At 61.3% G+C, this 21287-nt stretch carries 24 protein-coding genes; 23 read left to right on the top strand and 1 reads right to left on the bottom strand.

Annotation, left to right across the window (positions count from 1 at the left end; all coding sequences use genetic code 11):
- The first annotated feature begins 1 nt into the window (after position 1).
- The 16 genes from ABR989_RS02240 to ABR989_RS02315 all read left to right on the top strand — a co-directional run bounded on the left by ABR989_RS02240 (position 2) and on the right by ABR989_RS02315 (position 14225).
- A complete protein-coding gene (locus tag ABR989_RS02240; RefSeq protein WP_428125456.1) occupies positions 2 to 1033 on the top strand; it encodes an isoaspartyl peptidase/L-asparaginase family protein in 1032 nt (343 codons plus the stop codon).
- Positions 997 to 2793 carry an ArnT family glycosyltransferase gene (locus ABR989_RS02245; RefSeq protein ID WP_428125457.1) on the top strand — a complete coding sequence of 599 codons (1797 nt, stop codon included), beginning with the start codon at positions 997 to 999 and terminating at the stop codon, positions 2791 to 2793. The genes ABR989_RS02240 and ABR989_RS02245 overlap by 37 nt, the downstream gene beginning before the upstream one ends.
- Positions 2794 to 2800: 7 nt before the next feature.
- Positions 2801 to 3076 carry a hypothetical protein gene (locus ABR989_RS02250; protein WP_428125458.1) on the top strand — a complete coding sequence of 92 codons (276 nt, stop codon included), beginning with the start codon at positions 2801 to 2803 and terminating at the stop codon, positions 3074 to 3076.
- 68 nt (positions 3077 to 3144) lie between these two features.
- On the top strand, positions 3145 to 3483 hold the full coding sequence (locus ABR989_RS02255) for an FmdB family zinc ribbon protein (RefSeq protein WP_428125459.1): 339 nt from the start codon (positions 3145 to 3147) through the stop codon (positions 3481 to 3483).
- Positions 3484 to 3508: 25 nt separating this feature from the next.
- Complete coding sequence (locus ABR989_RS02260; RefSeq protein ID WP_428125461.1) at positions 3509 to 3769, top strand: TFIIB-type zinc ribbon-containing protein; 261 nt, start codon at positions 3509 to 3511, stop codon at positions 3767 to 3769.
- Between the two features lie 126 nt (positions 3770 to 3895).
- Positions 3896 to 4288, top strand: a complete 393-nt coding sequence (locus ABR989_RS02265) for an NADH-quinone oxidoreductase subunit A (RefSeq protein WP_428125462.1) — start codon at positions 3896 to 3898, stop codon at positions 4286 to 4288.
- A gap of 10 nt (positions 4289 to 4298) precedes the next feature.
- Positions 4299 to 4805, top strand: a complete 507-nt coding sequence (locus ABR989_RS02270; RefSeq protein ID WP_428125464.1) for an NADH-quinone oxidoreductase subunit B — start codon at positions 4299 to 4301, stop codon at positions 4803 to 4805.
- Positions 4806 to 4809: 4 nt separating this feature from the next.
- Positions 4810 to 5319, top strand: a complete 510-nt coding sequence (locus ABR989_RS02275; RefSeq protein WP_428125466.1) for an NADH-quinone oxidoreductase subunit C — start codon at positions 4810 to 4812, stop codon at positions 5317 to 5319.
- Positions 5316 to 6434 carry an NADH-quinone oxidoreductase subunit D gene (locus ABR989_RS02280; protein WP_428125468.1) on the top strand — a complete coding sequence of 373 codons (1119 nt, stop codon included), beginning with the start codon at positions 5316 to 5318 and terminating at the stop codon, positions 6432 to 6434. Before ABR989_RS02275 ends, ABR989_RS02280 begins: the two co-directional genes overlap by 4 nt.
- A 6-nt stretch (positions 6435 to 6440) precedes the next feature.
- Positions 6441 to 7631: an NADH-quinone oxidoreductase subunit NuoH gene (gene nuoH / locus ABR989_RS02285; RefSeq protein WP_428125469.1), complete on the top strand. Its 1191-nt coding sequence runs from the start codon at positions 6441 to 6443 to the stop codon at positions 7629 to 7631.
- A gap of 9 nt (positions 7632 to 7640) precedes the next feature.
- Positions 7641 to 8207, top strand: coding sequence for a 4Fe-4S binding protein (locus ABR989_RS02290; protein WP_428125471.1), 567 nt, complete (start codon positions 7641 to 7643; stop codon positions 8205 to 8207).
- Between the two features lie 38 nt (positions 8208 to 8245).
- Positions 8246 to 8743: an NADH-quinone oxidoreductase subunit J family protein gene (locus ABR989_RS02295; protein ID WP_428125473.1), complete on the top strand. Its 498-nt coding sequence runs from the start codon at positions 8246 to 8248 to the stop codon at positions 8741 to 8743.
- 18 nt (positions 8744 to 8761) lie between these two features.
- A complete protein-coding gene (gene nuoK, locus ABR989_RS02300; protein ID WP_428125474.1) occupies positions 8762 to 9076 on the top strand; it encodes an NADH-quinone oxidoreductase subunit NuoK in 315 nt (104 codons plus the stop codon).
- 7 nt (positions 9077 to 9083) lie between these two features.
- Positions 9084 to 11159, top strand: a complete 2076-nt coding sequence (nuoL, locus tag ABR989_RS02305; RefSeq protein ID WP_428125476.1) for an NADH-quinone oxidoreductase subunit L — start codon at positions 9084 to 9086, stop codon at positions 11157 to 11159.
- Positions 11160 to 11210: 51 nt separating this feature from the next.
- Positions 11211 to 12710 carry a complex I subunit 4 family protein gene (locus ABR989_RS02310; RefSeq protein WP_428125477.1) on the top strand — a complete coding sequence of 500 codons (1500 nt, stop codon included), beginning with the start codon at positions 11211 to 11213 and terminating at the stop codon, positions 12708 to 12710.
- Between the two features lie 27 nt (positions 12711 to 12737).
- Positions 12738 to 14225 carry an NADH-quinone oxidoreductase subunit N gene (locus tag ABR989_RS02315; protein ID WP_428125479.1) on the top strand — a complete coding sequence of 496 codons (1488 nt, stop codon included), beginning with the start codon at positions 12738 to 12740 and terminating at the stop codon, positions 14223 to 14225.
- Positions 14226 to 14246: 21 nt separating this feature from the next.
- Here the strand turns inward: ABR989_RS02315 and purU are convergent, their stop codons facing one another.
- Positions 14247 to 15110 carry a formyltetrahydrofolate deformylase gene (gene purU / locus ABR989_RS02320; RefSeq protein WP_428125480.1) on the bottom strand — a complete coding sequence of 288 codons (864 nt, stop codon included), beginning with the start codon at positions 15108 to 15110 and terminating at the stop codon, positions 14247 to 14249.
- Between the two features lie 39 nt (positions 15111 to 15149).
- Here purU and rsmI point away from each other — a divergent pair, with 39 nt between their 5' ends.
- From rsmI to ABR989_RS02355, 7 genes are all read left to right on the top strand, one after another.
- Positions 15150 to 16049 (top strand): 16S rRNA (cytidine(1402)-2'-O)-methyltransferase, encoded by a 900-nt coding sequence (gene rsmI, locus ABR989_RS02325; RefSeq protein ID WP_428125481.1) that lies wholly within the window; start codon positions 15150 to 15152, stop codon positions 16047 to 16049.
- A 105-nt stretch (positions 16050 to 16154) separates the two neighbouring features.
- Complete coding sequence (gene aroQ / locus ABR989_RS02330) at positions 16155 to 16646, top strand: type II 3-dehydroquinate dehydratase (RefSeq protein WP_428125558.1); 492 nt, start codon at positions 16155 to 16157, stop codon at positions 16644 to 16646.
- 63 nt (positions 16647 to 16709) lie between these two features.
- On the top strand, positions 16710 to 17207 hold the full coding sequence (gene accB, locus ABR989_RS02335) for an acetyl-CoA carboxylase biotin carboxyl carrier protein (RefSeq protein ID WP_428125483.1): 498 nt from the start codon (positions 16710 to 16712) through the stop codon (positions 17205 to 17207).
- Positions 17208 to 17226: 19 nt separating this feature from the next.
- A complete protein-coding gene (gene accC / locus ABR989_RS02340; RefSeq protein WP_428125485.1) occupies positions 17227 to 18612 on the top strand; it encodes an acetyl-CoA carboxylase biotin carboxylase subunit in 1386 nt (461 codons plus the stop codon).
- 77 nt (positions 18613 to 18689) lie between these two features.
- On the top strand, positions 18690 to 19736 hold the full coding sequence (locus ABR989_RS02345; protein WP_428125487.1) for a DUF1573 domain-containing protein: 1047 nt from the start codon (positions 18690 to 18692) through the stop codon (positions 19734 to 19736).
- Between the two features lie 35 nt (positions 19737 to 19771).
- Entirely contained in the window at positions 19772 to 20659 is an 888-nt protein-coding gene (locus tag ABR989_RS02350) for a YiiX/YebB-like N1pC/P60 family cysteine hydrolase (protein WP_428125488.1), read from the top strand.
- Between the two features lie 41 nt (positions 20660 to 20700).
- Positions 20701 to 20982, top strand: coding sequence for a hypothetical protein (locus ABR989_RS02355; protein ID WP_428125489.1), 282 nt, complete (start codon positions 20701 to 20703; stop codon positions 20980 to 20982).
- The last annotated feature ends 305 nt before the right edge of the window (positions 20983 to 21287 follow it).

Below are 21287 nucleotides of genomic sequence, written 5' to 3' on the forward strand. Positions count from 1 at the left end.
GATGGCTCGCGCGCGCAATCGTCCCGCACTCGTCGCGCACGGCGGCGCCGGTTCCGCCGGTCCTGGTGCGGAGCGCGCTGAGCGACGCCGCGCGATGATGGCTGCGATGCGCCTGGGCGCAAGAATTCTTCGGGCCAGCGGCAGCGCGCTCGAGGCCGTGGTCGCGACCGTCGCGGCGCTGGAGGATCATCCGCTCTTCAATGCCGGCTACGGCTCGTTGCTCAACTCCCAGGGCAACGTCGAAATGGATGCATCCGTGATGTTCGCCGAGCCTGTCGCTCTCCCGGCCGCGCTCAGACCTGCTTCACGAGGCAAGCGCTCAGGCCATACCGACCATTCCAACGGATCCGACTACAGTGTCTCAGCCGGCGCGGTTGCCGCGGTCAGCCGCGTGCGAAACCCAATAGTGCTCGCGCGCGCCGTGATGGAACATTCGCCGCACATCCTGATGGCGGGCGCCGGCGCGGAAAGCTTCGCCCGCAAGGCCGGCATCCGGCTCGTGCGGCCCGAGGAAATGGTTACCGAGCGCGCACGCGAACGATGGCGCGCGCGAAAGCAGCAGAGCGAGATGCTCGAGGCCGAGCGCGCCGCGCGCGCCGCGATGGGACACGGCACGGTAGGCGCGGCCGCCGTCGATGTGCACGGCGGCATCGCGGCTGCGACCTCAACCGGCGGCGTGCCCGGCAAACTCTTTGGACGCGTCGGCGATTCCGCGCTGATCGGCGCCGGCACTTTCGCCCACGGGTTCGGAGCCGCCTCTGCCACCGGGCAGGGCGAGGCGATCATTCTGACCGCGCTGTGCCGCGAGGCGGTGTTGGCGCTCGCGGACGGCTCGCCGCGCCCCGTCGCGCGCGAGGCGATCCTCGAAATGATCGACGCGACGGGCGCGGAAGCCGGAGTAATACTCGTCGACCGCCGCGGCAGAATCGGCTACGGGCACAACGCCGCCTCGATGCAGGTGGCGAGATACGATCGCGCGGGCGGACTGCGCCATCTGTGGCTCAAGCCGATCGCGACGGGCCGCCGTCCGTGACTATCGAGCGTCCCGATACGACGGCGGCTGCCGGTCGCGCCGCGGTCATGCAACCCGCAACACTTGCGATTGCCTCGCTGTTCGCCTTCATCGTTCTCGTACAGGGAATCAGTGCGCCGTTTCAGAAGGACGCGGAGCCGCAATCGGCCCAGTGGATTCAAAGCATCGTGCGCGACGGACACTGGCTGATACCGGACGACGCGTACGGCTACACCGATCGCAAACCCCCGCTCTTCTACTGGCTCTCGGCGCTAGTCGCCAAGGCGACCGGCGCCACCGTCGACGAGGTTCGCGCGCGCGCCGTGTCCGTGGTGGCAGGCACCGCGCTTGCGACCGCGGTGCTCGCCTGGACGGCCGCCAACGTCGGCGCATCCGAAGGATGGCTTGCGTTTCTGTTCACGCTCGGCGCCTACGGGTTCGCGTCGCGCGCGACCGAAGCGCTGACCGACATGCTGCTCACGTTTCTTTTGTTTGCAGCGTATTGCACGCTCGCAACTTTAGTTGACAACTCGCAGCCGCAAGCGCGAGCCGCGCCGCGCCGGCCGATACAGGCAGGCTTGATCCTCGGGCTGGCAGTGCTGGCCAAGGGTCCGGTTGCAATCGTACTGTGTGCGCTCGCCGCCTCGGTCTATCTGCTGATCGAGCGGCGCAACCCGATCGTGCTGCTGCGTCAACGATGGCCGTGGCAGGTCGTCGCGATTGCGGTTGGATTGGGCGCGGTCTGGTACGTGCCGGCCGCGATCGTCGGCGGAGATAAAATCCTCAGGATCATCGTCGCGGAGAATTTTGGACATTTCATGCCGGCCACGCTCGGCGGGACGGGCGAGAGTTCTCGACCCTTCTATTTCATCGCCGCGCGCCTGTTGGGCGGCGCTTTTCCGATGACCCTGCTGATTCTACCGGCCGCGCTCGCCTTCTTTACGGGCGAGATTTCGGCGGGGAAGCGGCGCGCGGTGCTCTACCAGGTCAGCATGTCGCTCGCGGTGTTGCTATTTTTCTCGATTGCAAGCGTCAAGCGCGACGACTACATCCTGCCCGCGCTCCCGGGAATCGCGATTCTGTGCGCGTCGGTGTTCACGCTGGACGTACGCGGCGCCGCGGCGAAGTTGCGCGACGTGATCGTCGCACTATTCGTGCTGAGTCCAATTTGGTTGGGTCTCTTAGGCCTGTTCCTCCGCCGCAACGCCCCCCACATAAATCTTCAATCGAGCGACGCGGCTTACTATTCGATCATTCTTGCCAACGTCGGAACGTTTGGGCGAGGGTTCCTCGCATGTGCAGCGGGATGGTTGGTCGCGATTGGCATCGCGATATTCGCGATAATCCGGCGAAGCGCGATTGTAAGCGGCGCCGCGTTTGGCGTCACCGCGCTTTCCTTGAGCCTGTTCGCGACTGTGGGGCTGCGACCCCTCCTCGCCGCTACGCGCAGTGTGAAGAGTTTCGTTCCGATCATCGTGGATCACGTCAAAGGCGATCAGTTGTGCATTCCGTCGGGTATCAACTACGAGCTGTCGTACTACTACGGCGCCGCGGTGCCCGATCTTGCCAATCCTCGATGCGCGAGTGCTGCTGCCGGCAAGGTGGTTTATCTGATCGCGACTCCGCGCGAGCTGGACGCGATGACGCCCGAGTATCGGACGCGGCTCAAGCTCATCGCGAAGTCCAATCTCATCGGTGGCGGCGGGCCGCCGGCGCTGTATGAAATCTCGCCAAGCGGCGCGAACGGGGGTTTGAAAGGCTCAGGCGGAGCGGCTAAATAGAGAATCGATGGCTGATCGGGTTGAACATGCTGAACATGCGATGAGTGCGCTGATGCGCTTCGTCGTCTCGCTCATAATTCCGCTGTGGGCGCTCGCGATGCTCGCGCTCGGCGTCGAGTACCGCTCTCTTTGGTGGCTCGGATGCGGGCTGGTGGTCGGCGCAGTTGGACTTATCCTGCTGGTCGGCAACCCGTTGGCGGGACCGGTGCTCGACGTGCGCGAAAGTTGGCGGCCCTTATCGCGGCCCAAGCCCGGCGCTCACGAAAACAAAAGTCCCACCTGACGGCGGCAAAAGCCGCGCCAGCAGGCTCATTTGCGAGCCGTTCACGGGGAGCATATTCTTTAAATCGGATGCCTATTTTCGAGTACGAATGCTCGCGATGCGGGCTCGTCAGCTCGCACGTGATAATGGGTTCGTCGCGCCGCCGCGAGCGTCGCGGCTGTCCCGAGTGCGGGTCGGCGCGGCTGCGACGCGTGATGTCGTCGTTCGCGGTGGTCGAGAGCGAGTCGTCGCGGATTGCGAGTTTCGACGCGTCGAAGCCGCGCGACGATTCGTTCTATCGCGACTCGCGCAACGTTGGACTGTGGGCGAAGAAGCGGGCCAAGGAGATGGGCGTCGATCTCGGATCGAAATTCGAGGCTACGGTCGAGAAAGCACGCAGCGGCAAGCTGATCAAGGAGATGACCTGACGGCGCGCGACGAAGAGGCGGGACTATGACGGGTGATAACAAGGATCGGCTGGGCAGCAAGCTGCACGATGTCGAGGCGGCGCGCGAAGATCAGTGGGCGCGAGAGCGCGATGCCGACCTGCTCGAGAAGATGCGCGAGCGCTTAAGCAGGACGGCCTGTCCGCATTGCAAGCAGTTTTTGGTGGCGAAAACCGAGGCCGGAGTACCAATGCACGTGTGCCCCGCAGGGCACGGCGCGTGGCTCGACGCGCCGGCATTGAAGACGGTGCTGAAGGAGCGCAAATAGCCGTTGCCGTTGGTTGGCAGCGCGCCGGTTTAAATTAAGAATTACTTAAGCGAAATCGACCGCTGGTAAAGCGGTGCTTCTTGACAGCTTAGCCCAGTCCAATTAATGAGGACTCGGTAACATAAAATGTATCTCAATTTCGGCGTGCCGCTGGCCCTTTCGATCATCGCGATCGGCTTCGTGGCGTTGATGCTCGGTCTGCAGAAGCTGCTGGCGCCGCAAAATCCGTACGATCGAAAGCTGACTCCTTACGAATGCGGCGAGCCGCCGACCGGCCGCGCGTGGATCAATTTCAACGTCCGCTTCTACCTGATCGCGCTGATTTTCGTGGTGTTCGAGGTCGAGATCGCGTTCGTTTATCCGATTGCCGCAGTTTACCTGGAGTGGGTGCGTTCGGGCCGCCGCCTTTACGCGCTCAGTGAAATGTTAATTTTTCTGCTGATCCTGTTCGTCGGCCTGGTTTATGTGTGGGTCAAGCACGACCTGGAATGGATCAAGAAGGTCCCGGTCGAAGATTGAGGTTTATCTTATGCCCCTGCTGAATACGCTCCCGGATTACGTTCTGACCACCAAGACGGATGAACTGCTGAACTGGATGCGCAAATCGAGCATCTGGTACATGCTGTTCGGCCTGGCCTGTTGCGCGATCGAGCTGATGCATACGGGCGGCCCGCGCGCGGACCTCGATCGTTTCGGCGCGGTGCCGCGCGCTTCGGCGCGTCAGTCGGATCTGATGATCGTAGCGGGAACGCTGACGCTGAAAATGGCGCTGAGGACGCGGCTGCTTTACGATCAGATGCCTGACCCGAAATACGCCATCGCGATGGGTTCGTGCGCGAGCTGCGGCGGACTGTTCCAACTGGCCTACTCGGTTTGCGACGGGGTGGACAAAATCCTGCCGGTCGATGTGTACGTTCCGGGCTGCCCGCCGCGTCCCGAGGCGCTGACCGAAGGCCTGCTCAAGCTGCAAGAGAAAATCATGACCGAGCGCTGGCTGGTGCGCTCGCCCAACGGCAAGCAGGTCGCAGCAGCCTGAGCAAATGGAGGCGCTCCAAATACTCGAGCGGGTCAAGAATCGGTTCGGCGATCGGGTGCTGGAAATATCCGAGAAAAAGCCGGATCCATTCGCGGTGATTGACCCCAACGCGATCGTCGAGGTCGGCCGTTTCATGAATGAGGACCCCGAGCTCGCGATGGACTGCCTGTCCAACGAGAGCGGCGTCGATTACAAGGACCGCGTCGAGGTGGTCTATCACCTGTTCTCGTACCAGCATCGCCACGGCGCGGTGCTGAAGGTGAAGCTGCCGCGCGACAACCCGAGCGTGGCGACGCTCGAGGGCGTGTGGAAGTCGGCCAACTGGATGGAGCGCGAAATATTCGACCTGCTGGGCGTCAACTTCGAAGGGCATAGCGACATGCGGCGAATCCTGATGCCGGAGGACTGGATCGGTCACCCGCTGCGCAAGGATTTCGTCGAGCCGCCCGAATACCACGGAATCTCAACGGTCAGGGAGAGCCCGATAGTCCGGCTCGACACGAAAAAGAAATGAGCACGCTGCGCACCGAAGAAATGACGCTCAACATGGGCCCGCAGCATCCGTCGACGCACGGGGTGCTGCGCTTCGTGGTGCGCGCCGACGGCGAGGTGATGCGCGAGGCGATTCCGGACGTCGGCTACCTGCACCGGTCGATCGAAAAGATTGCCGAAAAGGTCGGCTACCGCGGCTTCATGCCGTACACCGATCGCGTCGATTACGTGTGCGCGATGTTCACCAACCAGGGCTGGGGCATGGTGTGCGAGAAGCTGGCGGGAATCGAAGTGCCCAAGCGCGGCGAGTACTGCCGGGTGATCGCGGCGGAGTTCAACCGAATCGCGTCGCATCTGCTGTCGGTGGGCGCGATGGCGATGGATATCGGCGCGATGACGCCGTTCGCGCACGTGATCCGCGAGCGCGAGATGATCAACGATTTGATCGAGGAGCTGTGCGGCGCGCGGCTGACGTTCAACTACATGCGAATCGGCGGCGTGGCGTGGGATCTGCCGCCCGGATGGCGCGAGAAGGCGCTTAAGTACCTGGATCATTTCGACCCGATCCTCGAGGAATACAACGCGCTCATCTCGTGGAACAAAATCTACATCGAGCGGCTGGCGAACGTCGGAGTGATAACGCCGGCGGACGCGATCAACTACAACCTGGTCGGGCCGAATCTGCGCGCGTGCGGGATCAAGTGGGACATCCGCAAGGATATTCCATATTCGGTGTATCCCGAGTTCGAGTTCGAGGTGCCGGTCGGCAACGGCCAGTGGGGCAAGCTCGGCGACTCGATGGATCGATACGTGGTGCGGATTCGCGAGATGGCGGAGTCGTCGAAAATTCTGCGCCAGGCGCTGGAGAAGATCCCGCCGGGCGCGGTGCTGGCGAAAGTGGTGCGCAATTTCAAGCCGCCGGCCGGCGAATGCCAGATTCGCGTCGAGAGCGGACGCGGCGACATGGGCTGGTACCTGGTCAGCGATGGCACCGGGTATCCGTGGCGGGTTCACGTGCGCACGGGATCGTTCGCGGCGATGGGTATCATCCAGAAGCTGAGCGCGGGATTGATGATCGCGGACCTGGTCACGCTGATCGCGAGCCTGGACGTGATTGCGCCGGAGATCGATCGCTAGGCATTGATGCAGACGCTGATTCAAAATCTGATTGCGTCGGGCGCGTTCGGCAAGAACCCGCCGAGGGACCTGGTCGCCGCGATCGTGGTGTTCGTGATGAGCCTTGTCGTGTTCCTGGCCATCGCGCTTCCGTTTGCGGGAATCGTTACCTGGGTCGAGCGGCGGGTGTGGGCGCGAATCCAGTCGCGGGTGGGTCCAAACCGCGTCGGTCCGCAGGGCTTTCTGCAGTGGCTGGCGGACGGAGTGAAAATCGTCTGCAAGGAAGACATCGTCCCCGACGAAGCCGACGCGCGCCTGTTCAAGCTGGCGCCGTTCCTGGTGATGCTGGCGTTCACCCTGCCGTGGGCGGTGATGCCGTTCTCGTCGTCGCTGATACTGGCCGACCTGAACGTGGGCATCCTTTACATGACGGCGGTGACGGCGCTTACGGTGGTGGGCGTGCTGATGGCGGGATGGGCGTCGAACAACAAGTGGTCGCTGATCGGCGGAGTCCGCTCGGCGGCGCAAATAGTCAGTTACGAAATACCGGCGGGGCTTTCGATCTTCCCGGTCGTGCTGATGACGGGCACGCTGTCGATGCAGGGAATCATCCGCGGGCAGGGCTGGGCGCCGCAGCATTGGTTCCTGTTCGCCAATCCATTCACGTTCGTGGCGGCCAACATCCTCTATATGTCGTCGCTCGCCGAGGCTAACCGCACGCCGTTCGATTTGCCCGAAGCCGAATCCGAACTGGTGGCAGGTTTTGCGACTGAGTATAGCGGCTGGCGCTACGCGTGTTTCTCCATGGCGGAATGGGGAAACCTGTTTATCATCGGCGCGATAATCACGACGTTGTTCCTTGGCGGATGGCAATTTCCGCACGTGACGAACAATGTAGTTGCAATGAACGTGCTGGAACTGATTACGTTCAGCGTCAAAGTACTATTCCTGGTGTTCCTTTCGATGTGGATACGCGCGACGCTGCCGCGGGTCCGAATCGATCAGCTGATGACAGCATGCTGGAAGTACTTCGTGCCGATATCGTTTGTGAATATGATCGGCACCGCGGTGTGGGTAGCTATATGGCCCGACGGCAACGTGGCGATGGGCTATATCATGTTCGCCGGGGCGATCGCGCTCGGGGCAATATTCATTCAGCGGGTTATATACTATCTCAGGCGTTCGCAGATGGAAGTTTACTTGAATCCGACTATATAGAGGCTATTGATGAGCGCGGTTTCGGAATACGCACATAATATAAAGGACACGGTCTCGACGATCTTCGAGGGCATGGCGGTCACGGCGTCGCATTTCATGCGCAAGCCGTACACGGTGCAATATCCGGATCGGATGCCGGTGCGCGTGCAGGACACGCTGCCGTTCCGTTATCGCGGGATTCTGGAAGTCGATCTCGAAATCTGCACGGGATGCCTGGCGTGCGAGCGCGCCTGTCCGATCGATTGCATCGTCATCGTCGCCGACAAGGATCAGCAAACGCGCCAGCTGCTGCTGTCGCAGTTCGATATAGACATCGCCAAGTGCATGTACTGCGGCCTGTGCAGCGAGGCGTGTCCAACCGGATCGATACATCATACGACGGAGTTCGAGGGCGCTGACTATTCGCTGGAGAGCCTGATTCGCCGCTTCGTCAAGGATCCGGTGATAGCGTACAAGGCCAAGAAGGGGCCGGAGACGGATCCGAGAATCGCGCCAATCCTGAGTCGCGGCATGGCCTACCTCGATCAATGGGCGCAACCTGGAGGTGAGAAGCCGGCCGGAGAAGAGCCGGCGTAGCGCACGCGCGGGTCTGCAACGCGGGGAAGGGCGAATCGATGCTCGCACAGGTAATATTCTATGCGCTGGCTGCGTTGACGGTGGGGTCGGCCGCGCTGGTGGCGTTCTCGCGCAACATAGTTTATTCGACCTTTGCGCTGCTGGGCGCATTAATGGGCGTAGTGGGTATCTACATTCTGCTCGCGGCGGATTTCGTCGCGATGGTGCAGCTACTCGTTTACGTCGGCGGAATACTGGTACTGACTATCTTCGCGGTGATGCTGACGGCGGGAATCGCCGACGTGAAGGTATCGAATCGCACGGTGGGAACCGGACCCGCGATTGTAGTAGCAGGAGTCGCGGCGATTGTGATGCTGTATGCGGTGATGCGAACGCAGTGGCATCAGGCGGCTGCATTCACTCCCGCGCCGACAACCTACGCGATCGGAAACGCGTTCTTGGGCGATTACGTGCTGCCGTTCGAGGTCGCGTCGCTGGTGCTGTTGGCGGCGCTGATCGGCGCGATTGTCATTTCGAGTCACGAAGTCAGGGAATAGGGGAGCGGGAGGACCGGGATGGGCGGGGGAATAACGCTGAACGATTTCCTGGTTCTGAGCCTGATAATATTTTCGCTCGGGCTGGTAACGGTTCTGACGCGCCGAAACGCGATTGGAATCCTGATGGGCGTCGAGCTGATACTCAACTCCGCCAACATCAACTACCTTGCGTTCGCGTATTACGGCGGCGGCAAATACGACGGCCAGATTTTTGCGATTTTCGTAATCATGCTGGCGGCGGCAGAGGCGGTGATCGGACTGGCCGTGGTGCTGGCGATTTATCAGAACTTCAAGACGATCGATGTCGATGCGGCCGAGACGCTGCGCGGATAGCTGAGCGATGGATCATCCGATTGCAGTTAGCTTCATCCGATTGATCGTGGCGCTGCCGCTGCTTGGCGCGGCGATCAATTTCATTGCGGGCGCGTGGCTCCAGAAGACGTTCGGCAAGCGCGCGATCAGTTTGATTGGATGCGGCGTCGTTATTGCGGCGTTCATCCTTGCGGTGCGCGCGTTTATCGCGATGCTCGCGATCCCGCCGGAAAACCGCTTCATGCTCGACGACCTGTGGAAGTGGTTCGACGTCGGCGGCCTGAGCCTGGACATCGCGTTCTGGCTCGATCCGTTGTCGATGGTGATGACGCTGATAGTCACCGGCGTGGGCGGCCTGATCCACATCTACTCGATTGGCTACATGCACGACGACGACGCCTACTGGCGTTTTTTCGGATGGCTCAACCTGTTCACGTTCGCGATGCTGGTGCTGGTGTTGGGCGACAACCTGTGGCTGATGTTCGTGGGCTGGGAAGGCGTGGGGCTGTGCTCGTTCGCGCTGATCGGGTTCTGGTACAAGGTGACGGCGAACACGACGGCGGGCAACAAGGCGTTCATCGTCAACCGGATCGGCGACCTGGCATTCGTGATCGCGCTGTTCAGTTTGTTCGCGGGACTGCAGTCGATCGGGCACGCGACGCTGGTGACGCGCGAGATCGCGAGATACGCGCCGCTGCTTGCGGGAGTGCCGCTGAATCTCGCGGGCTATCAGTCGGCGTATCCCCTGGTCGGCTTCGTGACGCTGTTGATGTTCATCGGGGCGACGGGAAAGTCGGCGCAGATTCCGCTGTACGTGTGGCTGCCGGACGCGATGGCGGGACCGACGCCGGTGAGCGCGCTGATACATGCGGCGACGATGGTGACGGCGGGCGTGTATATGGTGGCGCGGCTGAACTTTTTGTTTTCGATGTCGCCGTTCACGATGGAGGTGATCGCGCTGGTCGGCGGACTGACGGCGCTGTTCGCGGCGACGATTGGCGTGGCGCAAAACGACATCAAGAAAGTGCTCGCGTACTCGACGGTGAGCCAGCTCGGATACATGTTCGCGGCGCTGGGCGTCGGCGCATACGCGGCCGCCGTGTTCCATCTGATGACGCATGCGTTCTTCAAGGCGTGCCTGTTCCTGGGAGCGGGGTCGGTGATCCACGCGATGGGTGGAGAGCAGGACATGCGCAAGATGGGCGGGCTGCGGCACAAGATGCCGGTGACGTTCGTGACGTTCATGGCGGCGACGCTGGCTATTTCGGGCGTGCCGCCGTTCGCGGGATTCATGTCGAAGGACGAGATCATCTGGCAGGCAACCTCGCACGGGCACCCGGTGGTGTGGGCGATGCTGCTGATTGGCGCGGGAATCACGGTGTTCTACATGTTTCGCCAGGTGTACATGACGTTCTTCGGCGAATTTCGCGGCACGCACGAGCAGGAGCATCATGTCCACGAATCGCCACCGTCGATCGCGTACGTGCTGATCGCGCTGGGCGCGCTGTCGGTAGTCGGCGGATTCGTGATGATTCCGGAATTCATCGGGACATTCAAACCGTTCGAGGCATTTCTCGATCCCGTATTCAGCTCCGAAGTGACGCGCCGGATAACCGAAGCCGGAATACATAGTCACGCGACCGAAGCCGCATTCGGATTTGTCACGTTCACGATAGTGCTAATCGGATGGCTGGTATCGGATCTGATGTATCGGCAGCACAAACTGGATCCCGCGCGCTTTAGTCAGATGCTCGACGGAGTGCCATACGAATGGGTATACAACAAATACTACGTCGATGAATTCTACAATCGAGTGATTATACAGCCATATATGTTTGCGACGCGGGCGTTGGCATGGTTCGACTCCAACATCATCGACGGAGTCGTAAACCTCGCGGCAAGCATCATAGTATTTCTGTCGTGGCTGTCGGGACTATTCGACCACTACGTAGTCGACGGGCTGGTGAATTTCGCCTCGAACCTGACGCTCGACGTGGGCGGCAGGCTGCGACGGCTGGAGACTGGCTCGATCAATGGATACCTATACGGACTTCTGGCCGCGGTAATGCTGATATTGCTGGTGCGCGCGGTGGCAAGGGCATGACAGATTCGGCGGCGGCGCCGCTGCAAGTCAAACGGGAAGAGCGAAACTGAAATGAGTCACGCGCTTACGCTGATAACCTTTGTTCCGATCGTCGGGATGGTGCTGATTCTCGCGCTGCCCGACGCGATGAAGAACGCATTCAAGTGGATCGCGGTGGCGGCGACGATACCGCAACTCTTGATCGCGATTCATCTGTACGAGCACTTCGACACGACGACCAGCGCGGTTCAGTTCGCCGAGAAGGCGTCGTGGATGCCCTCGTACCACATTACTTACTTCATGGGCGTGGACGGAATCAGCATCTCGATGGTGCTGCTGACGGCCCTCATCATGTTCATCTCGGTGTTCGCGAGCTTTGGCATAAATCGCGCGGAGAAGGGCTACTACGCGATGCTGCTGATGCTCGACACGGGGATGATGGGCGTGTTCGTGTCGCTCGATTTCTTCCTGTTTTATATTTTTTGGGAAGTGATGCTGCTGCCGATGTATTTTCTTATCGGCATCTGGGGCGGTCCGCGACGCGAGTACGCGGCGATCAAATTCTTTCTCTACACGCTACTGGGTTCGGTGCTAATCCTGCTGGCGATGCTCGCACTATATTACTACGGCGCGACTCCGACCTTTGACTTGACCGAGCTGGCGGCGAATTCGAGTCATTACTCAATCGGGTTCCAGCGAATAGTGTGGCTCGCACTGTTTATCGGTTTCGCGATCAAGATTCCGGCCTTCCCGTTCCATACCTGGTTGCCCGACGCGCACGTGGAAGCGCCCACGGCGATTTCCGTGATTCTTGCGGGTGTGCTGCTGAAAATGGGCACCTATGGCATTCTGCGCGTCAATTTCGCGGTGCTGCCTGCCGCCACTTACCAGCTTGCGTGGCTGTTCCTTGGAGTGATCGGCACTATCAACATCGTGTATGGCGCGATGTGCGCGATGGCGCAGACTGACTACAAGAAACTGATTGCATATTCGTCGATTAGCCACATGGGTTACGTGATGCTGGGGATGGCGGCGTTCACGACGGCGGGAATCAACGGCGCGGTGCTGCAGATGTTCAATCACGGAACGATCACCGCGATGCTCTTTATCCTGGTCGGCGTGATCTACGATCGCGCGCATCATCGCGAGATAAACGGCTTCGGCGGTTTGGCGCAGCAGATGCCGATATATACGGCGATTACGGGGTTCGCGTTTTTCGCCGGAATGGGACTGCCGGGGATGTCGGCATTTATTTCCGAAGTGCTGGTGCTGCTCGGCGCGTGGCAGACGCATCCGTTTATGGTGGTATTCGGCGCGGCGACCGCGGTCCTGACGGCAGGCTATCTGCTGTGGACCTTCCAGCGAATCTACCTTGGGCCGCTGAACGAAAAATACAAGGACTTTCCCGATTTGTCGTTCCGGGAGGCGTTCACGCTGGTGCCGCTCGGGATCATCGTGCTGATACTCGGCGTCTATCCGCACGCGATTCTCGGCCTGCTCAACACCTCGCTGGTTCACCTCAACCAGGTTGTGCTGTCGACTTCGGGCGCAGCCGTCGCGATGGTTCGCTGAGACTCAAGGCAGGTCGGACGGAAGCAGATGGATCTCGGAAATCTCGCGAGCCTGAAACATTTCATCCCGGAAATGATCCTGGTGGCCGGCGTCCTGGCGATCGTGCTCATCGACCTGGCGGTACGCGACAAGTCGCGTCTCGGCGCATTGGCTCTGATAGCGGCCGCAGCGTCATTGCTGGCGATTGGCCTGGAGCCGGCGCTGTCGGGCGCGTGGCTGTTTCATCGGATGTTGGTATTCGATTCGTTTGCGATTTACTTCCGCACGCTGATCGCGCTGGCCGCGGTGGTGGCTATCTGGATGTCGATTGGCTCGAAGGAAGTGAAGAGCTGCGACCAGGGCGAGTACTACGCGATATTGCTGGCGAGCACGTTCGCGATGTTTCTGATGGCGGAGTCGGCGAACCTGCTGATGGCGTACCTGGCGCTGGAGTTCGTCAGCCTGACCTCGTACATCCTGACGGGTTTTTTGCGGCATAACCGGCGCTCGCTCGAAGCCGCGCTCAAGTACTTGATCTACGGGGGCGTCGCGTCGGGCACGATGATTTACGGCATGAGCTGGATTTTCGGCATCACCGGCTCACTCGACTTCAGCGTGATCAACAAGGCGCTCTCGACGCCGGGGCATCTGCCGGTGCTCGCGGTATTCATCGCGCTGGTGCTGATCCTGACCGGAATGGGCTACAAGGTGGCGTCGGTGCCGTTCCATATGTGGGCGCCGGACGTTTACACCGGCGCGCCGATTCCAATCACGACTTTTCTGGCGATCGGCTCGAAGGCCGCGGGCTTTGCGCTGCTGACGCGCTTTTTCTTTCCGGCGATTTCGCATCTGGCGGCGGGCGGGAGCTGGACGGCGCTTGCCGGCGTCGATTGGCCGCAACTGCTGCTCTTCGTTTGCATCATCACGATGACGCTTGGCAACCTCGCGGCGCTTCAGCAGACCAACATGAAGCGGCTGCTGGCGTACTCGAGTATCGCGCAGGCAGGATACGCGCTGATGGGATTCGTCGTGCTGTCGAACGACGGGATTCGGGCGATGCTGTTTTACCTGTTTGCCTACTATGTAATGGATGCGGGCGCCTTCATGGTGGTGATGATCGTGGCAAACTCGACGGGGCGCGAGGATGTGGACGCGTACCGCGGGCTGGCGTGGCGCGGCGGAATCGTTCCGGCGGTCGCACTGACTATCTTCCTGTTCTCGTTGACAGGCATTCCGCTGACGGTTGGATTCATTGGGAAGTTCTATTTGCTTGCCGCCGCGATTCGCGGCCAATTCTACATATTGGCTATTGTTGGAATACTCAATTCAGTAGTGTCTCTGTATTACTACCTGAAGCCGATTAGGCTGATGTTCTTCGAACAGCCGCGCGGCGACGAAGGCACGGTGCGTTTCGAGGCGTGGAATTACAGCCTGATGGGAGTGCTGGCCTGCGCGACAATCGTGTTTGGGGTATACTGGTCGCCGATCATCTCGTTTGCGAACCGCTCGCTGAGTTTCTTCACCGGCCCCGCCTGAGCGGAGGCCGGGGATTACTCGTTACTCGAAAACGATCGTGCGGTTGTGGTGCAGCAGCACCTGCTTTTTGAGGTGGGCGCGCACGGCCTTTGCCAGGACCATCACTTCGAGATCCTTGCCCTTGCGCGCCAGGTCGGCGACGGTGTCGCGATGCGTCATCGGCGCGGTGGCCTGGGCGATTATCGGGCCGGCGTCGAGCTCTTCGGTCACGTAGTGCGCGGTCGCGCCGATTAGCTTGACGCCGCGGTCGTGCGCCTGCTTGTGCGGCCGCTGGCCGGCGAAGGCGGGCAGGAAGCTGTGGTGAATGTTGATGGTCGGCTTGTTCCACGCGCGAAGAAATTCGCCCGACAGCACCTGCATGTAGCGCGCGAGCACGACGGTGTCCGCACGGAGTCCGGCGAGATGCTTCAGCAGTGCGGCTTCAGACTCCGATTTGCGATCCTTCGCGACCGCGATGACCGTGAAGGGCGCCTCGAACGGGCGCGCGAGCGGTTCGAGATCGGGATGATTGCTGACCACGCCGACCACGTCGCCGTCGAGCTCGCCGAAACGATGGCGGCTCAGCAGATCCATCATGCAGTGCGGCAGGCGCGAAACCATGATGACAATCCGGTCCCGCTTGGCGGCGTCGAAGAGATCCCACTTGAGCCGCTCCCACGGCAGCAGCGACGGCATCGACGCGTCGAGTTCTTTGGACAGCTCGCTGACGGGGAGTCGCAGGCTTTCGAAGTGGACGCGCCAGAAGAAGTGGCCGTCCTCGTCGTCGGAGTACTGGTCGGAGGTGATAATATTGCATCCGAGAGCGAACAGGTGGGTGGCGACGCGGGCTATGATGCCGGGACGGTCGATGCATGAGATGAGGAGAGTAGCTTTGCCTTCGGCCACGCTGATTACTCCGGGGGCGAATAGTAATTTTGAACTCTAATGTCTCGGCGCGCAAATAAACAAACCGACGCTGTCGGAATTCTGTACGTAGTCGCGACGCCGATCGGCAATCCAGACGACATTTCCGCGCGCGCGATTCGCACGCTCGAGGAGGTCAGCCTGATCGCATGCGAGGACACCCGGCGAACCGGGCGGATGCTCGCGCGTCATCAGATTCGCACGCCCACCGTCAGCCACTTCGAGCATAACGAGGAGCGGCGCGTGCCGGAGCTGATCGCGAGGCTGAAGGCGGGAGAAAAAATCGCGCTCGTCACCGATGCGGGCACGCCGGCGATTTCGGATCCGGGCTTTCGACTGGTGCGGGCGGCGTGGGAGGCAAACGTGCGCGTGATCGCGGTGCCGGGAGCGTCGGCGGCAATCGCAGCGCTGTCGATCGCCGGAATCCCGACCGACAGGTTCACGTTCGAGGGATTTATCCCGGCACGCGACGCGGCGCGGCGCAGCGCGCTGGAAGAACTCCGCCGCGAGCCGCGCACGATGGTTTTCTACGAGGCGGCGCGCCGGCTGGCCGATACGCTCGGTGAGATGACGGCCGCATTCGGAGAATCGCGGGATGCGGCGGTGGTGAGCGAAATCACCAAGACTTACGAGGCGACGGTGCGCGGGACGCTGGCTGAACTGGAACGCCGTTTTCGCGCGAAGCCCGCGCTCGGAGAGATCACGATCATCGTCGCAGGCGCGCCCGATACGTCGAGCACCGCCGGCGCGGACGCGGGTTCGGTCACCGTTGACGTGGCTGAAGCGCTCGAAGTTCTGCGTGAGGCGGGACTTGGGCTCAAGCAGGCGAGCGCGGTGATCGCGCGGCTGACGGGGATGGGGCGTCGCGAAGTGTACCAGAATGCCCTCAAATCGCGCTCTGATGAGTCCAGTGATGAGTGACCGGTGGACAGCATCCTATCCCCGCGCTTGCAGTCGCATCGAGGGTGCGGTTCAATGAAAGCGAGGAGCGGAGCGGGGATGGCGATGAGGCCTAAGGCCCGGCAAATGGCTGGTCAGGCCGCATCGGGTGGCGCAAACGGCCCGATTGCGGTGCTGGTGGTCCATGGACCCAACCTGAATCTGCTCGGCGAACGCGAGCCGGAAATTTACGGCCGAACCCACCTCGCTGATATCAACAAGGAACTCAAGCAACTGGGACGCGAACTCGAGATGAAGGTTGAGACGTTTCAGTCGAACAGCGAAGGCGGGATCGTCGAGCGAATTCAGAAGGCGCGCGGCAAGTGCGACGTACTAATCATCAATCCCGGCGCATATACGCACACCAGCATTGCGATTCGCGACGCGATACAGGCAGTGAACATCCCGGTGATCGAAGTGCATCTGTCCAACGTGTATCGGCGCGAGGCGTTTCGGCATCATTCGACGATTTCGGACATCGCGCACGGTCGAATCATGGGATTTGGCGCCGAGAGCTATAGCCTGGCTCTCAGAGCCGCGCGCACGATGGCCCAGGAGTCGCGCCGACGGAGCGCATGAGCGATGCCGGCCAACGATCAAGCGCGCAGGCGAGTCGTCGTTGCGGAAAGACACGGAGAGCAGATGGAAGTACGCGAACTGAAAACCCTTCTGGTCCTGATGCGCGACTACGGGCTGGTTGAGCTCGAGATAGAAGACAAGAAGGGCAAGGTGCGGCTGGTCCGCGGCGGCGGGCGCGCGTCGGTGGACGTGACCGAGGCGGGTTCGGAGGCGCACGTGGCGGCGCGCGCGGGCTCGCCGATCAAGATGGCGATGAGGCACGTGGAGGCGACCGAAGAGGAAGGCTCGAAGGCGGCGGGCAGAATCGAGCTGGCGCCGAATCAGAAGCTGATCGAAAGCCCGATGGTGGGTACGTTTTACCGGGCCGGCTCGCCGGACGCGGCGCCATTCGTCGAGGAAGGATCCTCGGTGCGCAAGGGCCAGCCGCTGTGCATCATCGAGGCGATGAAGATGATGAACGAGATCGAATCGCCGGCAGCGGGGCGGGTGGTAAGAATCATCGCCGAGAATGGCAATCCTATTGAGTACGGTCAGCCGCTGATGATCATCGAAGTGATTTGAGAAGGCGGAGCGCTCGTCGATGTTCAAGAAACTGCTGGTCGCAAATCGCGGGACAATCGCAATCCGGATAATCCGCGCATGCCGCGAGCTGGGGATTTCGACGGTGGCGGTTTACTCCACGGCGGACAAGGACGCGCTGCACGTGCGGATGGCGGACGAGTCGGTATGCATCGGACCGCCGGCTGCTGAAGACAGCTACATGAACATCCCGGCGATTCTAAGCGCGGCCACCACCTTCGGCGCCGACGCGGTGCATCCGGGCTACGGCTTTCTGTCCGAGAATGGCGACTTCGCGGAGGCATGCCAGCGCTCGGGGCTGAGCTTCGTGGGTCCGCGGGCGCGTCATATCAGGCTGATGGGCGACAAGCCGCGCGCACGGCGAATCATGAAGCGCGCGGGCGTGCCTGTTCTGCCGGGCAGCGAGGGCACTGGAGTTACGGAGTTGCGGGAGGCGCAAGCGGACGCGAAGCGGCTGGGCTACCCGGTGCTGATCAAGGCGGCGGCGGGCGGCGGCGGCAAGGGGATGCGAATCGTTCGCGATGGAGCAGAGCTGACGCGCCTGTTTCCGCAGGCGCAGGGGGAATCCGAGTTGTCGTTCAACTCGCGCAAGATGTACCTGGAGAAATACCTGGAGCGAGTGCGTCACGTCGAGTTCCAGATTCTTGCCGACCTGCACCGCAACGCGATTCATCTTGGCGAGCGCGACTGCTCGATTCAGCGCCGTCATCAGAAGCTGATCGAGGAATCGCCGTGCCCGATTCTGACCGCCCGGCTGCGCGAAAAGATGGGCAAGGCGGCGGTGCGCGCGGCCGAGGTGGTCGGCTATTCGAACGTCGGCACGGTGGAATTTCTGCTGGCGGGCGGCGGCGTATTTTATTTTATAGAAATGAACACCCGGATCCAGGTCGAGCACGGCGTGACCGAGATGGTCACGGGGGTTGACCTGGTGAAGGAAAGTATCCGGATGGCGATGGGTGAGAAGCTTGGGCTGAAGCAGCGGCAGGTGAAGTTCGACGGTGCGTCGATGGAGTTTCGCATCTATGCCGAAGATCCGGAGCGTCACATTCCCTCGCCGGGCGTGGTGACCAATCATCATCCGCCGGGCGGGCTGGGCGTGCGCGTGGAGACGGCGCTGTACGACGGCTATCGCGTGCCGGTGCAGTACGATCCGCTGATCGCAAAGCTGATAGTGCATGCCGAGACGCGGCCCGAAGTGATCGCGCGGGCCAAGGCGGCGCTGCGCGAGTATGTAATCGACGGCATCAAGACCAACATCCCGCTGCATCTGAAGATTCTGCAGGATCCGGATTTCAATCGCGGCGAATTCTCCACCGATTTTCTAAGCCGCTATGTACCGGCCGAGCCCGAAGCCGCGCATCACGCGCCGGTGAGCAAGGCCTCTTGACCGCAACGCTCCGCGCCATGCTTGATAGAGCCCAGTGGAGAGGCGTCATGCCTCGGCCCATGAGTCGGATAAAGAACTTGAAAAAAATTAAACGAGCATTTCTTGCACTGATAATCGGGGTGATCGCGAGCGTGCCGGCTGCGGCGCAGGAGGGCATGAATCCGCTGATTCCCGGCGGCAACAGCGCACCTCCGGGCCGCGCGCCCAAGGCAGTGGTCGCCAATCCGCTGTACGATTTCGGCGCCGCGCTCGAAGGCACGATGGTCAGTCACACCTTCACGATCAAAAACAACGGCCAGGGCTATCTGGATATTCGCGGCGTGAAGACCTCATGCGGATGCACGACGGGAAATCCCTCGAAGATGCACATCGCGCCGGGCGACGAGAGCGAAATCGCCGTCTCCTTCGACACGCACTTTCAGAAGGGTCACCAGGTGCGCACCATCACCGCGCTCACCAACGATCCCGACAATCCACAGGTCGCGATGACGATGCAGGGGATCGTCAAGAAGCAGGTCGAGGCGCAGCCGGCTGAAATCTCATTTGGCAACGTGAGGAAGGGGACCCAGGACACCAGGGAGGTGGTGGTCAACGATCTCAATCCGGGGCGTGAGCCGTTCCAGGTCGGTCCGGTGAGCAACTCGAATTCTTCGATCAAGGTGGTGCAGGGAAAGCGTCCCGACGGCAAGCCGGGCGCGCTGCTCAAGGTATCGCTGCTCAAAACGATGCCGGTGGGGCAGTTCGACGACACGATCAAGATCACAACCAATCGCGTGCCGTTGCAGGTTGACGTGTTCGGAACCGTGACGGGAGATTTGAATGTCGATCCCACGCAGGTTTCGTTCGGTATCGTTCCGCGCGGCCAGGACATCGTGAGAATTTTCAAGCTGAGCAATCAGGGTCCCCATCCGGTAAAGGTACTCGAGGTATCGAGCAGCAGCCCGGCCGTCGCCGCGACCGCGGAGCCGGTCACGCCGGGCAAGGAATACAAGGTGACGGTTACGCTCAGGCATGGCACACCCGACGGGCAGCTGCGGGGGAATTTGACGATCAAGACGGACGACCCGGATCAGGCGACGCTGAACGTACCGTTCTACGCAATCGTGGGGCAGTTCAAGACCTGATCGAGGTTCGACGCGAACAGGGGAACTGGGCTGAAATGGCTCGGCGCGAGAAATCTCGGATCGTTTCCTGGTTGCTGGACCGGATGAGCGATTGGGCCGTCGGTCTGCTCACCAAGCCTCTCAAGAGTTACGCGCTCCACATCCCGAACGACATTGCCGCGCTCAAGCGTCACATTCGCAAGGGCGACGTCGTATTGGTGGAGGGAAACGAGCGAATCAGCGAATGCATCAAGTACCTGACGCAAAGCTCGTGGTCGCACTCGGCGTTGTACGTCGGTGACGAGCCGATTCGGCGCGATCCCGAGATGAAGGCGCCGCTGGTCGCGCAATTCGGCGGGGAAGCGAACTTCCTGATGGTCGAGGCGATCGTGGAGGCGGGCGTGGTGCTCTCGCCGTTGGCCAAGTATCGCGACTTCAACATCCGCGTGTGCCGGCCGTTCAACCTGTCGGCGGCGGACCTGGCCGAAGTGATGGACGAGGCGATTCGCAGCGTGGGCGATACCTACGATCTGCGCAACGTAATCGATCTGGCGCGCTACTTTCTGCCGTTGAAACTGGTGCCCCCGCGCTTTCGCCGCCGGGCGCTGCAGTTCGGAAGCGGCGAGCCGACGCGCGCCATCTGTTCGAGCGTGGTCGCGTCGTCGTTTAATCGCGTCAAGTTTCCGATCGTGCCGAACTACGAGCAGTTGCCGCCGCCGCCGCCCAGGCGCAGACTGTGGCCGATAGGCTCGAAGACCGCCGGCGCGTTGCAATACGGCACGCTCAGGACGGTCTCGCCGACGCTGATCACGCCGCGCGATTTCGATCTGTCGCCCTATTTCGAGATCATCAAATTCAATATCATCGAGAACATGCGTTTCGACTATCATAAGATTTCGTGGGCCGACGCCGCACCACCTGCGCCGGTGAAGAAAGGCGCGTGACGGCGGGAACATCGGAACCATCGCAAGCAGGGGAGCATTCATTGAGCGACGAACAAGGGCACGCACGCGGCCGGCGAGAACTTCTCGAAAAGACAATCGCGAAGATTCTGCATCGCCATTGCAATTTCGGATGGGCGAACTACTACATCCCGAGCGAGAAGTTCCCGAGCCTCATCAAAGAGCTGGTCGAGGTGACGAGCCCGGGCGGACAGGCCGGTCACGATGAATTGGTGCAGTTTTTTCTTGGCATGCAGCGGTTGTCGTCGATCCAGGACCGGGTGGCGAAACTCGAGCAGGAATTTTCCGTGTACAAGCGCGCCTGAGGCCGCGTCCTCAAAGCGATTGGTGCAATTTGGCGCTCAGTTCAGGCCAAGTCAGGCCAAGATTAGCCGGGTGGTCGCGGGATAAATGGCATCAGGGGATTTGTAATCCTCTGCGTGGCGGGAAAGCGGGGCGATTCGGCGATGATGGCGCGCGAGAAGGCGGCAACGGGCTGACTGGCGACCGCAGGGGCGGCTCGATAACTTCAGAGCGGATAAATTCGCCGGGGTGCGGCGGGTTCTATTCGCCCGCGGGCAGTGAACAGCGTGAAAGCCGGGGTGCTTGGGGCAATCAGGCCGCCGCATAG

It is taken from the genome of Binatus soli (SeqCode), assembly GCF_050015535.1.
Classification (GTDB): domain Bacteria; phylum Desulfobacterota; class Binatia; order Binatales; family Binataceae; genus Binatus; species Binatus soli.